The organism is Legionella sp. (genome assembly GCF_047605385.1).
Taxonomy (GTDB): domain Bacteria; phylum Pseudomonadota; class Gammaproteobacteria; order Legionellales; family Legionellaceae; genus Legionella.
Genome location: NZ_JASGFU010000068.1, coordinates 1 through 12,731 on the forward strand (window position 1 = coordinate 1; position 12,731 = coordinate 12,731).

Consider the following 12,731-nt stretch of genomic DNA (forward strand, 5'->3'; position numbering starts at 1 on the left):
TTACCCAATGCTTAAAAATAGATGTTAATTTAACAGGCTCCTATGAACAATAATATTATTTTTTCATTCCTGGAAATAAAAAATTTGCTTACTATTTAGCAAATAAACTCCATATTGAAGAAGGAGAACTCATTATAAAGAGATTTCCTGATGGGAAATCCTATGTGCGTATCAATTCCAGAGTTAGAAATATAATAGTTAAAGATTCAGAGAGAATACGTCATGCAAAAGAATATAAAAGCATTATTAACTTTAAGCTCAGACCAGGCATTAGTTGAGATGGATAGTTCCATGCAAGGACTAACCTTAATAGATTCTAAACAACGATATAAAGTACATGGGCCAAATCAGATTCTTTCAAAACATCATCGTTCTTTTATCCTGAAGGCAATTACCCATTCTACTAATCCATTGGTAGCTATTTTAATTCTTGCTGCAGTGATTTCAGCCTTTACTGGAAGTTTTGTAAATGCTGCTATTATTATAGCAGTAGTAAACCTCAGTATTTTTATTGATTATTTTCAGACACATCGTTCATTACAAGCTGCAAAAAAATTACAAGAGCAGGTAGCAACCACAATCATTGTACTACGAGATAATGAGCCGATAGAACTACCTTGTAGTGAATTAGTACCTGGAGATGTCATTTACTTATTTGCAGGAAATAAGGTACCTGCAGATTGTCTACTATTACAGGCTAAAGATTTACACGTACAACAAGCTGCGCTCACCGGGGAATCCTTGCCTGTTGAAAAAGAATCTGCTTTATTAGCTATCGCACCAGAAAATCCGGCAGAAGCAGTCAATGCAGTTTTCTCTGGCTCTTCTATTGTGAGTGGCAATGCTCTGGCATTGGTCATAACGACAGGCCAATATACGCTATTTGGGCAAATTGCAAAGAATCTAATGATTATTCCACCCCATACGGAATTTGAAAAAGGTATTTTACATTTCGGCCTTTTTATCATGAAAACTGTTATTTTTTTAGTCTTATTTGTTTTTTTAATCAACATTTATCTTCATCATTCACCGTTAGAATCATTACTTTTTTCTGTAGCACTCGCTGTGGGCCTTACTCCAGAATTTTTACCCATGATTATCACAGTAACTTTAGCAACAGGCGCAATTCGTATGTCAAAGCAGAACGTTATTGTTAAGAATTTAGCTGCTATTCAAAATTTTGGCAGTATTGATATTTTATGTAGTGATAAAACTGGAACTTTGACCAAAGGCGAAATGACTTTGGATAAAGTTGTTGACTTGATGGGAAACAAATCAGAGCATGTCATGCTGTTGGCTTATCTCAATAGTTTATTTGGAACGAATATTAAAAATCCTTTAGATACCGCAGTCTTAGAAAAGGTAAATGTTAACCCATTAGATGCGGCTATTTTACGTCATGATCATCCAGATGCCCAATTCTATATAAAAATAGACGAAATCCCCTTTGATTTTGAGCGTCGTGCTTCTAGCGTAGTAGTCGATAAAAATGGCTCTCATTTATTAATTACAAAAGGAGCTCCTGAGCAAGTTATCACACGTTGTTCGAAATATACGATTGAAGGAAAAATCTACTTATTAAATGATCAAATAAGCCAAAAATGTAAAGCTATTTTTGAATCGTTTAACCAACAAGGCTATCGAGTACTAGCCATAGCCTATCGTGAAATGTTGGCACAGGATAGTTATCATGCTAATGATGAAAAAGAACTGATTTTATCTGGTTTTTTAGCGTTTTTTGATCCTCCACTAGTTGATGCTATGGCTACTATTACTGAGCTTAAACAAGCCGGTGTGAAAATAAAAATAATAACAGGTGATAATGAACTCGTTACCCAGCATATTTGCAATGAAATAGGACTTTCTACAACTAAGATTCTGCTTGGTGAAGAATTAGATCGCCTATCATTTCCTGCTTTGGCAAAATGTGCAGAGGAAGCCAATGTTTTTGCACGTGTTTCCCCTTCACATAAACAACGAATTATTAGCGCATTGCGGTCACGAGGCCATGTAGTGGGCTATTTAGGTGATGGTATTAATGACGCACCCTCATTGCATACTGCTGATGTAGGAATTTCTGTGTCTGGGGCTGTTGATGTTGCACGCGAGGCGGCCGATATTATCTTTCTGAAACACAACCTAAATGCCTTACTTCAAGGTATTATTGAAGGACGCAAATCATTCGGGAACGTCATGAAATATTTAATGATGGGCACCAGTTCGAATTTTGGTAACATGCTAAGTATGGCGCTTGCAGTTCCGTTTCTTCCTTTTTTACCCATGAAACCCATACAAATTCTGTTGAATAATCTACTCTATGATGTTTCACAAGTTACAATTCCTACAGATAATGTTGATAATAGCTTTATCATTAAACCCAAGCATTGGAATATTGATGTTATCAGACGTTTTATGTTTTATATTGGTCCAATTAGTTCGTTATTTGATTTTCTTACCTTTTATGTAATGCTTAACATATTTAATGCTTCAGAGTCGTTATTTCAAACAGGCTGGTTTGTGGAGTTATTAGCTACTCAAACATTAGTCATTTTTATAATCAGAACCATCAAAACCCCTTTTAAAAGCCATCCAAGCTTACCTCTAACAATAACTGTGCTTTCAATAACTGCTATTGGTATTTTATTACCATTCACCCCAATAGCTACCCTCCTAGGATTTGTTCCCTTGCCATTAACTTTTTTTGTGTTTCTAATCTTCGCCACTTGTAGTTATTTATATTTAGTGGAAATAATAAAAAGAAAATTAATGTGGCGATGGCTTCAACGTTAATACAGTATCCTAAAGTGGAAACCTTAAGAAAAGACGCTCATGAGCCTTCAGAAGCTTTTTTTCTATTTTTCCAGGCACGCCAGGACGTTCAGATATCTTTTGAAAATCCCTCTTCAAGTGAGCCCAACATACTTGGCGATTCTTATCAGGCAAAAAGTTATAGGCAGAATAACGGTCTGTCACATAAATATGGTCTCGAAAATCACCAATAAGCTCTTTAGCAATTTTCTTGCCTCGAGAGCGTTCTAGTTTGAAATAGGTCGCGTCTTGTGTGCTCATAATCCATGCCCAACCATTTTGGTTGCGTTTTTTCTGGCCTGTTTCATCCAAATGAATTGCTTGTGAGCTTTGAATTTTGGCTTTTATCTCTTTATGAGTTTGCTCTAGTGATTGGCTCACTGTATGTTCAATATTCGATACACTTCCTAAACAAATAGGCATGTGATAAACATCCGAAAACCAAGCATGGACTAGGCAACGTGAAGTTTATTGAAGCTTAATTTAGGAACAGATTTTTCAGTTTACTTCAATTTGCCCCCTCTCTCGTGCTAGGAGTTTGAGTAGTATGATGATGTTTTTCGCGGGAGAAGGGGCACATCGAGGTAAACCAAGAAATCTGTGTTTTAAATGAACAATAAATAACTTCAGGTTGCCTAAGTGTTTGCTTAACCGATATTTACTTGTTAACAAACTTACCATCGCTTGGATCCTTATTCCAAACCCTTACGACTAACTCCCGATGGCAAGCTACCTTGATAACGTCGTCGGCATGACCTACAACCCCGTTTGCAGCTGGTATTCAGTCACTTCATAACTTGGGGTGAGGAGCTCAAAAACTTGATGTCGTTCAAACGGATCTAAAACATCTAACTCTTTACCACAATCACAATGGTTTGGCGCAGCACAAAAAATTACTGAAGTCACTTTCTCTATTGGAACTAATGTTCGTTGATGGCCTTTATGTCCCGATTGCCCCCTCGTAGGCCTTTGCTCCTCGGTTTACTCTGGCTTTTCTTTTTAAGATCTCGTGAAGGTGGCAATGAGGAGTCCTTCGAATTGGTATTCAACTGTTCTTTAAGGCGTGTATTTTCTTCTTTGAGTTGGCTAATTTCTTCCTTTAATTCAACAAGGAGTTTTGCTAAATGATCTATCGTTTTTAATGCTTATTCCAGATTCTTGGGGTTTAAATTCACCGGCGTTAAATCAGTCATAAAATCAATAGGTTATCTTTTGCCTCCTTATAGCAATTTTCTAGACAAATAAAAACCCCTTCTCACCAAAATCATTAAATTTTATTTGATCATATGACAAGGGCCATGAATGATTACAGCACAACTGCGAGATGAATGACCGCTATATCACAAATAATTGTTGAATTGTTTTTACGGCTCCGCTGCAAAATTAAGAGCACCATCAAGAGCACTACTTTGATCAAGTTTTTCTGACACAAAAAAAGTATGAGTACCAACTCCATGTAGTTGATGATCATGTTTAAAGTCAGCTTCAAGAGTCATCGTCTTTTTTCTATTATCCACATATTTATGATACTTTCCTTTATATTCTAGTCTATCCTCATTAGCTGTCCTTTCAAAATCTAAATTTAAATTACTTTCAATATGACCAAAATAACAACTTAATAAGTACTTGTTTTGTTGCCTATCGGGAGTAGCGTCGATAGAAGGGCTATAAGTGTGAGTGTTACAATAATAACTAGGAAAACTATAGGGTCCAGTTACAAGAAATGAAGGATTGCTATTATTTGATTGATATAAGCTATTAATCGCATCTATATACTCTTTTTCTGCTGCAACTATACGATTCTGATATAAATTATTGTTTACGTGATTTCTAACTATTGCCATACAAACGTTACCAAATAAATCAAAAATTTTATCGAACTCGTCTTGGGTTATTTTTATATATCATTCTTTATAACTAATATAAATTAGCTAATACATAAATTTATATAAACTATTTTGTACTATGATGAAATTATTTTCAATATTTGTTGCTAAAAGAAATTTAAACCCTGTTCGCGGATTTCAATCGATGAAAACCACCTATGCCCCAATTAAAGGATTTGAGATCATGCGCATGTTCAAAAAAAGACAACTCAATAGATGGATGTATGAGACAATCAAGAAAAACAGAGAACTCTTAACAATATTCAAGCTTTAATTGGTAATTACTATACATTTTTTTCAGATTTAATCCATCGCATGAAACAAGTTGGTATTGATATTACTGGTATGCCAATGAGCCATTTGCTTTACAGAACCACTACTTTATCGGAATATTACTATTGGCGAGATGAATTGAAAAAATATTGTAGCGAATTGCAACTTGTATCTCTTCAAAATAAATTTAATTAGGCCAAAATTTAAATGAGTCATAATGAAGAATTAGTAATAAACGATGTGCTTGTAAGCCATTTAGTGGCGGCCCAATTTCCACAATGGAAGAACCTTCCTATTCGACCAGTGGCTCGCAGTGGATGGGATAACCGGACTTTCCATCTAGGCAATGAAATGCTAGTGCGTATGCCAAGTGATGCTGAATATGCTTTACAAGTAGAAAAAGAACAAAAATGGCTTCCTATATTGGCACCGCAGGTACCTTTACCAATTCCAGCCCCACTAGCATTAGGAAAACCCACAACAGAATATCCATGGCACTGGTCAATCTATAGCTGGATCGAGGGTGAGGCAGCAGCATCTGCGCCAATAAAGAATTTAAAAGATTTCGCGATCGATTTAGCACAGTTTCTTGCTGCATTAGAACAAATTGATTCAACTAACGGACCCTGGGCAGGCCCTCACAGTTTCTATCGTGGTGGCCCACTATTAACCTATGATGCTGAAACACGGCAAGCACTTGCACTTCTTAAAAACACAATTGATGTTAATACTGCGACTGAGGTTTGGGAAAAAGCGCTTGAGACTAGCTGGCATAGTTCACCAGTATGGATTCATGGCGATATTAGCGTGGGTAATTTGCTGGTGAGAGATGGGCAATTAAATGCTGTAATTGATTTTGGACAGTTGGCAGTAGGTGATCCGGCCTGTGATTTAGCTATTTCATGGACACTATTTAAAGACGAAAGTCGCGAAGCATTTCGTTCAGCAATTAACCTTGATACAGGCACATGGGCTCGTGGTCGAGCTTGGACTTTATGGAAAGCATTGATCTGTGCTGCAAACCTAACTAACTCAAATGCGGTTGAAACCAAGCAAGCTTTAAATATCATTGGTGAAGTCCTTTTGGATCACAGGAGCAACAGATGAATATTACTCATCTTGTAAGCCTTTGTGATGTGTTTAAGCTAGGCATTCCTATAAGCGAACCAGAAAGAATTCATGGAGGATTGCTACATGTCATGTGGCGTACCAGCATAGAAAAAGCCTCTTATGCCATTAAACAACTTTCGCTAAATATTGATCTAAAAAATAAAGCTATCGTAAAGAATTATAATTTAACGGAAGAGATTGCCTCTCAATTTTCTGCTCAAGAAATTCCCGCCATATACGCTTTAAGCCATAATGAAAATTATCTTACTATTTTTGAAGATACTGGTTTCTTAATTTATCCATGGGTAGATGCAGCACCACTTCATAAAGATATGGTTTCTGAATTTCATGCTTTGAAAATTGCTGAAATCCTTGCGAAAATGCATGCAATTAATCTTTCTGTACCAGAAATTACTGAGCCTGAATTTGATATTCATTCCAACACTCACCTTATAGAATTGATCCAAAAAGCTAATTATCATCAATGTCTTTTTGCAACCTCACTAATCAAGCTACAAAACGATATCATTGACATCAATAACAACGCATCGGGAATAAAGTACATTGGATCACTTTAGGTAAATACGGCGCACTTACAGCAGAACAAGCTCGCAAAGAAGCTCAAAAGATAATCGGTCAAATCGCAACAGGCAGTGCTCCTATCGCTGACAAACGTGCAAATAAAATGAAAGTTGTAAAATTGTACGAAGTCCTGAATGACTACATTCGAGTTCGAAAGAAACTTAAGCCATCTACCATTACTAACTATACACAAGTCATTGATAAAGCCTTTGAGCAATGGCGCAACAAGCTGCCACGTTAAAATGAGATCAGATATTTTAACGTGCATGAAATTACGGTCTTCTGCTGAAGTGTTGACCGTGCAACCAACAAATAAAGAGCAGATAAATGCATTTATCTAATTTGGTCCGCACTGCGGTCCAAATTGGGAATATTTAAATTCGGAACGCGGTGCGTTCCAAATCATAACTTGATGTGTATTAAACATTTGGTACTCACTGAGTACCAAATTCAAAGACACTCTAATTTGGCAGACACTGTCTGCCAAATTATCAGCAATCTGTCGACAACTTAAATTTTTTAAAAAGTATTCATTCGTAATCAATAGCTCCGCAGTTCGATTCTGCGCAACGTCATCAGAAAATAATTAAAAATCATAAAGATACACGGATATAAAAAGATTAAAATTACGCAATAATTTTTCGTGCTACTTCGGTGCTACCTTTTGCGGCAATCCCTCTATCGTAGAATCATAAAATAAAAAGTATAATTCCTTTCAGTTTGTAATATAGATAGAAACATAATGGGGATTTTTTTAGAAACCAAAAGATTAATCCTTGTTACTTTAGGAGCAATTGAGCATGAGTAAGTTAAATAAAACCAGGGTCTATGAAGTATATAATGAAATCATTAATTGGTTTGATGATGCTCGCACTAAAAGTCTCATGGAATCGGAATATCTTGATTTAATCGTGAATACTATTCCTCCGAAAAGCTCAATTCTGGACTTGGGCTGTGGAACTGGAGAGCCTATCGCGCAATTTTTTATTGAAAAAGGCTTTAAACTTACTGGTGTTGATGGTAGTCAAAAAATGATTGAGCTTTGTAAAAAGCGTTTTCCAGACGAGTGCTGGATAGTCTCAGATATGCGCGATATAAATCTACAACAACAATTCGATGCAGTACTTGCATGGCATAGCTTTTTTCATCTGGATCATGACAGCCAGCGTAATATGTTCAAAATATTTGAGTCTCATATCAAATCTGGAGGAGTACTAGCATTTACTTCTGGAGAAGAAGAAGGCGAAGTCTGGAGTGATAATGGAGGCCAACAACTTTATCATGCATCTTTGTCGACAAAAGAATATGAAAGTCTTCTTCAAAATTCATCATTTAAAGTGCTAGTACATAAAGTCCGTGATCCTGAGTGTGGCGAGGCTACGATTTGGGTAGCGCAAAAAAATTAAAATTCTACAAAATTGAGTAGGAATCTTACATGATGGGTACATGCCAATTTTGTAATTTAGCAAGTGGAATTGAATTTGCTGACATCGTTTATCAAACCAATTTTGTTTGCTGCTTTTTAGATATTGATCCGATTCATGAGGGTCATACTTTAATTGTTCCCAAAAAGCATATCTTAGATATTGAAGAAGCTGATGAAATGACTCGATTAGAAATAATGAATGCCGCTGCACTTTTATCTGTGGCTCTGAAGAAATGTTATTCTCCCGATGGAATTAGTACCATGCAAAATGGTGGATATTTTAATGACGTCAATCATTATCATATGCATGTATTTCCTCGCTATAAAAACGATGGGTTTGGTTGGGTTGATCCGCAGTGGCCCCACAAAAAGTTAGCAACAGCTTCACAAGTAGCCACTCATTTGCAAAAAATAATAATAGGCTTGTAATGTTTCATTGCTTCAAAAAACTCAATAGTATTGTCAATCAATAAATTAATATTGCTTGTGTTTTTACCATGTGAGGAAAAAGACTCTCGTATCCTCTCGGAGCTAATATCTTTTAGATCACTCTCAAAAAAAGTATATGCCCAATTAACAGCCAGCAATGGCTCGAGCTTTTTGGTTTTTAATGGTATCTCGTATGGTACTAGCATTGTGTAATCGAGACCTACTAATTTATGGCCAACATGCTGAGTAACACTTTGATGAATGGCGCAGCCAGACCATCTCTGTTCCTTTTATAGTTCGGCTGCTTCCACGATCGGTAAGCCAAACATTTGATGGTGGACGATTTTGGATTGGTTATAGGCCTGTTGGCTATCTAACGTTAGCATTCCACGTGCAATTGCACCACGTAATGGAAATCCGAAATAAAGGGTTCTGGCCATTATATTTCTAACTGCAGCAACAAGCTTTATAAAGCTTGTAAACTTATCATCGGTGGTAGCAAGTATTATTGAGTCAGAAATACTTAAAACATTGATACTCACATTGTCTAATTTTTGTGACATATCGTAATTGTTAGTATCTATTATATCTTTGAGCCATTGTGAGTCTGGTATAAGCTGTTCTGCTGTTTCAGCAAGGGTCATGTCTATTGTGCAGCGGAATACAGATTGATAAATTTTAACAACGTCGCTGTGAGTGTTTTGTTTAACAAATCCAGAGAAACCTAAAATATCAAGAAAAGCTACAAAAACATTGGTGGCTGGGTTTAGTTCTGTGATCTGTTCAGCATAATCTGTGTAATTCATTTCGAGTCTCTAAGATAAGTTTGATTTTAAATCGGCTCATTTCTTTCTGCGGGTGGTTTTCATGCGCGTTTGTTTTGAACTGTAGACAATTTGTCGACAGTTCAAGTTGAGTTGGATTTTTGCATTGATAATTTTTAGGCGGATAAAAAATTAAGTGCGTTATACTCAATATTAAATCCAAGGGCTTTAGCAATAGGTCTTGAATTTTTACCGCTTTTTTTAAATTCAATAATGCCATAACGCTCCATTGTTCTTAGTGTCCGACTAAGATTACCGGGCTGCCGATGCGTGATCTCCGCTAACTCTTTTATTGAAGAAGGTTTTTCTTCATCAATAATACGCAGTAATCGCAGATTATTTTCACTAAGTACTTCACCCAACGATTTAATAGAAGAAAACCAAATTTTAGGCTCATTTTTCTTTGGTATATAGCGCCCAGAGGCAATCTCAATCAATCGTTTTTGAAAATGATCTCGTGGCATAATACCAACTTTTATAATTTTCATTTTAATTACCTCCGTTATTCAATTTACTTAAAATTGAATTCACTTCATTTAAAAAGTCATTAAGCAATTGCTGTGCATTTTCAAACTCATAAGGAACACCTTTATCCTTAATAGAACGGTGCACATGATCATAAGAGACAATGGTTCCAGTATAATAGCCATGTTTTTTAGCTTTAACGGCATGAGCGTTATCAAATCCTAGAATACGTTGATTGTAGTTGTCATGAAGTGTCAGGTTATATCGGATACCGTGGGGCCTTTCTTTTGTCGGCTCAACTCTAGATGCTTCAATTTTATACCAATAGCCATTTTCCTCGGTGTATTCAGTACCATCCAGTGATAGTAAAACATCTAATCCTATATCTGACTTCATATTTAGTTTTTTAAGTATCAACTGATGATATATGAATTATCATTGATGATTGATAATAAGTCAAATTTTAAAATCAAGAAGGAAATGAGTAAGCATTTCAGGTATACGAAAAAATCGTATGCCTTGATTAGGGATGGATACTTTTTAAAAAACTTAAGTTGTCGACAGATTGTCGATAACTGCCGATAATTTGGCACACAGTGTCTGCCAAATTAGAGTTATTTCTGAATTTGGTACTCACTGAGTACCAAATGTTTAATTCACATCAAGTTATAATTCGGACCGCAGTGCGGACCAAATTAGATAAATGCATTTATCTGTTCTTTATTTGTTGGTTGCACGGTCAACACTTCAGCAGAAGTGCGCAATTTCATGCATTTTAAAATATCTGATCTCATTTTAACGTGGCAGCTTGTTACGCCATTGCTCGAAAGCCTTATTCATAACTTGCGTGTAATTAACTATGGTGGATGGTTTAAGATCTTTTCGTGTTTGGAAGTAATCATTGAGGACTTCGTATAATTTAACAGCTTTCATTTTCTTTGCACGCTTTTCGGCAATGGGATCGCCACCTGTTGCGATTTGACCGATTATCTTTTGAGCCTCTTTGCGAGCTTGTTCTGCTGTAAGTGCACCGTATTTACCTAAAGTGATCCGACGTACTTTATTCCCGATGCTTTTCTCTACAACAAAACTTTTCACGCCATTTGCAGTAACGCGCAAGGCAAACCCTTTAAGCTCACTATCGCGATAGAAAATCTGATCTTTATCGGTAGGTATTTTGGCGTCTTTATCAACAAAGGTTTTGTTTATTTTTATTTTTTGACTCATCGAAATTCCTTTTCTACATGTAGAAGCAATGTAGAAAGATTATGTAGAATTGTATAGAAAAACTTAAAGTACCTGATGTAGACTAACTCCTTTTTCACTTAAGAAGGATTTTTACATGTTATGGTCGACACTTAATGCAACCGCGCAATCTATTTTATTAAATTTTCAAGAACTCATATTTGAGTGTGTACAGAAGACTAGCCCTGATAAGAATTACTATGCTGAAAAACAGGGAGATGATTTCCATTATTTAACTCAGATTTTATTCCCATTAATGAATGGCATTATTAGTTTTGATAGTGATCCTCAACTGATTGATGCAAAATGTGAGTTATTAAAAAATCAATTTAAAGAAAAAAGTTACCCATTAACTTGGTTTTGGCCACATGATATTGACTTACCTCAACCTGTGGAATCTATTTTTGCTAAACAAGACTTTTATCCCATGGGTAAATATACTTCTGTGGCTGTGGAAGCTAAAAAAGTTAGAAATCTGTCAATTAAATTGAATAAAGAAGCAGCAACAATTAATCTAGTTGAAAAAGAAGAGCAATTTGAAGATTTTATGCAGATAACAAAAGATGTTTATGGCATGCCTTCTGATTCTTTATCTGCTATGACGCGACTTTACAGTGCTTACCTATTCTCAGACAAAATCAAATTGTATTTGGCAGAAGTAGAATCAAAACCTGTGGCTACTCTACTCGGTTTTCATGATAACGATACGCTCGGACTATATAATGGCGCAACTCTTGAAGCTTATAGAAAGCAAGGTTTATTAACAGCTTTAATGATAAATGCTGTGAAAGATGCACCTACTGCAAATTATGTCGTGGCTCAATTAATGGCTGCACAAAACGCCCGCGGTATTTGCGATAAGCTTGGTTTTAAAGAATATGCTCATTTTATTCCGCTTTGCCATGGGTTTGATCTTAATGCTATTTCAGCTTAAATCATAATCTGTTTTGCATGCGCATAACGAGCCTGCATAATGCCCCAAAATGCAATATTACAAAAAATAACGTTATCGATAGCCACGCCTACGGCGGTACTTGCCATCACTCGAGGTGAAAAATAATTACCGTCGGTTAATACTTTAAGCTTGGCTAATATAGTGGAGTTTATAAATTCACCAAAAAAATAAGCAATGACAGAAGCAAAAAAAAATATGAAAAGAACCTTCAAAGACAAAAGCATAAGCTTGATTTCCATGATGTGTATTGGCATCCCAAAGCGGTGACGCAGGTAATTGCACTGCAATCCAGGTACACAAAGTCATTAAAGCACTACAAATTAGCCCACCCCAGATAATAAGCCTACTCATTTTAAAACCATACACTTCCGTTAGGACATCATCAAAAAAATAGGTTAATGGAAAAAACGCCAATGCCGCAGGGAAGTTGATTGTAAAACCATTAGGCAAATGAAACTCCACGACTTTAAATGCTGTCAAATTAGCCACAAATCAAAAAGCTGACGAACAACATGCTTAAAAGAATAACTCTTCTTGTAGCAGTGGGTTCTTTGAAATTGTCCGGGGGATTATGAAAATCACTTGTAATGTTTTTTATATTATCCATGTGCTGTACTTAAAAAAATAGTAACTCCCCAGGTATTTAATTGAGCTCACCGGCTTCCCCTCTCCTCCGCGCGCAGCGTGGGGGAGAGGGCTCAAGGGTGAGGGGATTAAATAGTGTCGCG

At 36.2% G+C, this 12,731-nt stretch carries 16 protein-coding genes; 7 read left to right on the forward strand and 9 right to left on the reverse strand.

What is annotated here, in order from left to right:
- Positions 1–222 precede the first annotated feature (222 nt).
- A complete protein-coding gene (gene mgtA / locus QM652_RS12105; RefSeq protein WP_415076155.1) occupies positions 223–2,790 on the forward strand; it encodes a magnesium-translocating P-type ATPase in 2,568 nt (855 codons plus the stop codon).
- A 9-nt stretch (positions 2,791–2,799) separates the two neighbouring features.
- Here the strand turns inward: mgtA and QM652_RS12110 are convergent, their stop codons facing one another.
- The 3 genes from QM652_RS12110 to QM652_RS12120 all read right to left on the reverse strand — a co-directional run bounded on the left by QM652_RS12110 (position 2,800) and on the right by QM652_RS12120 (position 4,652).
- Positions 2,800–3,231, reverse strand: a complete 432-nt coding sequence (locus QM652_RS12110) for an IS66 family transposase (RefSeq protein WP_415076157.1) — start codon at positions 3,229–3,231, stop codon at positions 2,800–2,802.
- Positions 3,232–3,564: 333 nt separating this feature from the next.
- Positions 3,565–3,714, reverse strand: coding sequence for a hypothetical protein (locus QM652_RS12115; RefSeq protein WP_415076159.1), 150 nt, complete (start codon positions 3,712–3,714; stop codon positions 3,565–3,567).
- 458 nt (positions 3,715–4,172) lie between these two features.
- Positions 4,173–4,652, reverse strand: coding sequence for a hypothetical protein (locus QM652_RS12120; protein ID WP_415076161.1), 480 nt, complete (start codon positions 4,650–4,652; stop codon positions 4,173–4,175).
- Positions 4,653–5,174: 522 nt separating this feature from the next.
- Between QM652_RS12120 and QM652_RS12125 the strand changes: the two genes are divergently transcribed.
- The 5 genes from QM652_RS12125 (at position 5,175) to QM652_RS12145 (ending at position 8,514) form a co-directional block, all read left to right on the forward strand.
- Positions 5,175–6,074 (forward strand): aminoglycoside phosphotransferase family protein, encoded by a 900-nt coding sequence (locus QM652_RS12125; RefSeq protein WP_415076163.1) that lies wholly within the window; start codon positions 5,175–5,177, stop codon positions 6,072–6,074.
- Positions 6,071–6,655: an aminoglycoside phosphotransferase family protein gene (locus tag QM652_RS12130; protein WP_415076165.1), complete on the forward strand. Its 585-nt coding sequence runs from the start codon at positions 6,071–6,073 to the stop codon at positions 6,653–6,655. Before QM652_RS12125 ends, QM652_RS12130 begins: the two co-directional genes overlap by 4 nt.
- On the forward strand, positions 6,646–6,900 hold the full coding sequence (locus QM652_RS12135; RefSeq protein ID WP_415076185.1) for an integrase arm-type DNA-binding domain-containing protein: 255 nt from the start codon (positions 6,646–6,648) through the stop codon (positions 6,898–6,900). Before QM652_RS12130 ends, QM652_RS12135 begins: the two co-directional genes overlap by 10 nt.
- Positions 6,901–7,459: 559 nt before the next feature.
- Positions 7,460–8,065, forward strand: coding sequence for a class I SAM-dependent methyltransferase (locus QM652_RS12140; RefSeq protein ID WP_415076167.1), 606 nt, complete (start codon positions 7,460–7,462; stop codon positions 8,063–8,065).
- 29 nt (positions 8,066–8,094) lie between these two features.
- Positions 8,095–8,514 carry an HIT family protein gene (locus QM652_RS12145; protein WP_415076169.1) on the forward strand — a complete coding sequence of 140 codons (420 nt, stop codon included), beginning with the start codon at positions 8,095–8,097 and terminating at the stop codon, positions 8,512–8,514.
- A 290-nt stretch (positions 8,515–8,804) separates the two neighbouring features.
- Here the strand turns inward: QM652_RS12145 and QM652_RS12150 are convergent, their stop codons facing one another.
- The 4 genes from QM652_RS12150 to QM652_RS12165 all read right to left on the reverse strand — a co-directional run bounded on the left by QM652_RS12150 (position 8,805) and on the right by QM652_RS12165 (position 11,030).
- The gene (locus tag QM652_RS12150; protein ID WP_415076171.1) at positions 8,805–9,320 is read right to left on the reverse strand and encodes a hypothetical protein; all 516 of its coding nucleotides are present in this window, start codon (positions 9,318–9,320) and stop codon (positions 8,805–8,807) included.
- Between the two features lie 134 nt (positions 9,321–9,454).
- The gene (locus QM652_RS12155; RefSeq protein WP_415076173.1) at positions 9,455–9,826 is read right to left on the reverse strand and encodes a MarR family transcriptional regulator; all 372 of its coding nucleotides are present in this window, start codon (positions 9,824–9,826) and stop codon (positions 9,455–9,457) included.
- 1 nt (position 9,827) lies between these two features.
- Positions 9,828–10,199 (reverse strand): DUF6516 family protein, encoded by a 372-nt coding sequence (locus QM652_RS12160; RefSeq protein WP_415076175.1) that lies wholly within the window; start codon positions 10,197–10,199, stop codon positions 9,828–9,830.
- A 399-nt stretch (positions 10,200–10,598) separates the two neighbouring features.
- A complete protein-coding gene (locus tag QM652_RS12165; protein WP_415076177.1) occupies positions 10,599–11,030 on the reverse strand; it encodes an Arm DNA-binding domain-containing protein in 432 nt (143 codons plus the stop codon).
- 115 nt (positions 11,031–11,145) lie between these two features.
- Between QM652_RS12165 and QM652_RS12170 the strand changes: the two genes are divergently transcribed.
- Positions 11,146–11,982: a GNAT family N-acetyltransferase gene (locus tag QM652_RS12170; RefSeq protein WP_415076179.1), complete on the forward strand. Its 837-nt coding sequence runs from the start codon at positions 11,146–11,148 to the stop codon at positions 11,980–11,982.
- Here the strand turns inward: QM652_RS12170 and QM652_RS12175 are convergent.
- The gene (locus QM652_RS12175) at positions 11,979–12,257 is read right to left on the reverse strand and encodes a VUT family protein (protein WP_415076181.1); all 279 of its coding nucleotides are present in this window, start codon (positions 12,255–12,257) and stop codon (positions 11,979–11,981) included. The two genes, QM652_RS12170 and QM652_RS12175, sit on opposite strands and share 4 nt — an antisense overlap.
- Positions 12,160–12,492: a VUT family protein gene (locus QM652_RS12180; protein ID WP_415076183.1), complete on the reverse strand. Its 333-nt coding sequence runs from the start codon at positions 12,490–12,492 to the stop codon at positions 12,160–12,162. The genes QM652_RS12175 and QM652_RS12180 overlap by 98 nt, the downstream gene beginning before the upstream one ends.
- Positions 12,493–12,731 lie beyond the last annotated feature (239 nt).

Excerpts from the sequence above, each read along its gene's own strand:
- mgtA (WP_415076155.1), top strand. The coding sequence starts at position 223 with ATGCAAAAGAATATAAAAGCATTATTAACTTTAAGCTCAGACCAGGCA.
- QM652_RS12110 (WP_415076157.1), bottom strand. The coding sequence starts at position 3,231 with ATGCCTATTTGTTTAGGAAGTGTATCGAATATTGAACATACAGTGAGC.
- QM652_RS12120 (WP_415076161.1), bottom strand. The coding sequence starts at position 4,652 with ATGGCAATAGTTAGAAATCACGTAAACAATAATTTATATCAGAATCGT.
- QM652_RS12125 (WP_415076163.1), top strand. The coding sequence starts at position 5,175 with ATGAGTCATAATGAAGAATTAGTAATAAACGATGTGCTTGTAAGCCAT.
- QM652_RS12130 (WP_415076165.1), top strand. The coding sequence starts at position 6,071 with ATGAATATTACTCATCTTGTAAGCCTTTGTGATGTGTTTAAGCTAGGC.
- QM652_RS12140 (WP_415076167.1), top strand. The coding sequence starts at position 7,460 with ATGAGTAAGTTAAATAAAACCAGGGTCTATGAAGTATATAATGAAATC.
- QM652_RS12145 (WP_415076169.1), top strand. The coding sequence starts at position 8,095 with ATGATGGGTACATGCCAATTTTGTAATTTAGCAAGTGGAATTGAATTT.
- QM652_RS12150 (WP_415076171.1), bottom strand. The coding sequence starts at position 9,320 with ATGAATTACACAGATTATGCTGAACAGATCACAGAACTAAACCCAGCC.
- QM652_RS12155 (WP_415076173.1), bottom strand. The coding sequence starts at position 9,826 with ATGAAAATTATAAAAGTTGGTATTATGCCACGAGATCATTTTCAAAAA.
- QM652_RS12160 (WP_415076175.1), bottom strand. The coding sequence starts at position 10,199 with ATGAAGTCAGATATAGGATTAGATGTTTTACTATCACTGGATGGTACT.
- QM652_RS12165 (WP_415076177.1), bottom strand. The coding sequence starts at position 11,030 with ATGAGTCAAAAAATAAAAATAAACAAAACCTTTGTTGATAAAGACGCC.
- QM652_RS12170 (WP_415076179.1), top strand. The coding sequence starts at position 11,146 with ATGTTATGGTCGACACTTAATGCAACCGCGCAATCTATTTTATTAAAT.
- QM652_RS12175 (WP_415076181.1), bottom strand. The coding sequence starts at position 12,257 with ATGCCAATACACATCATGGAAATCAAGCTTATGCTTTTGTCTTTGAAG.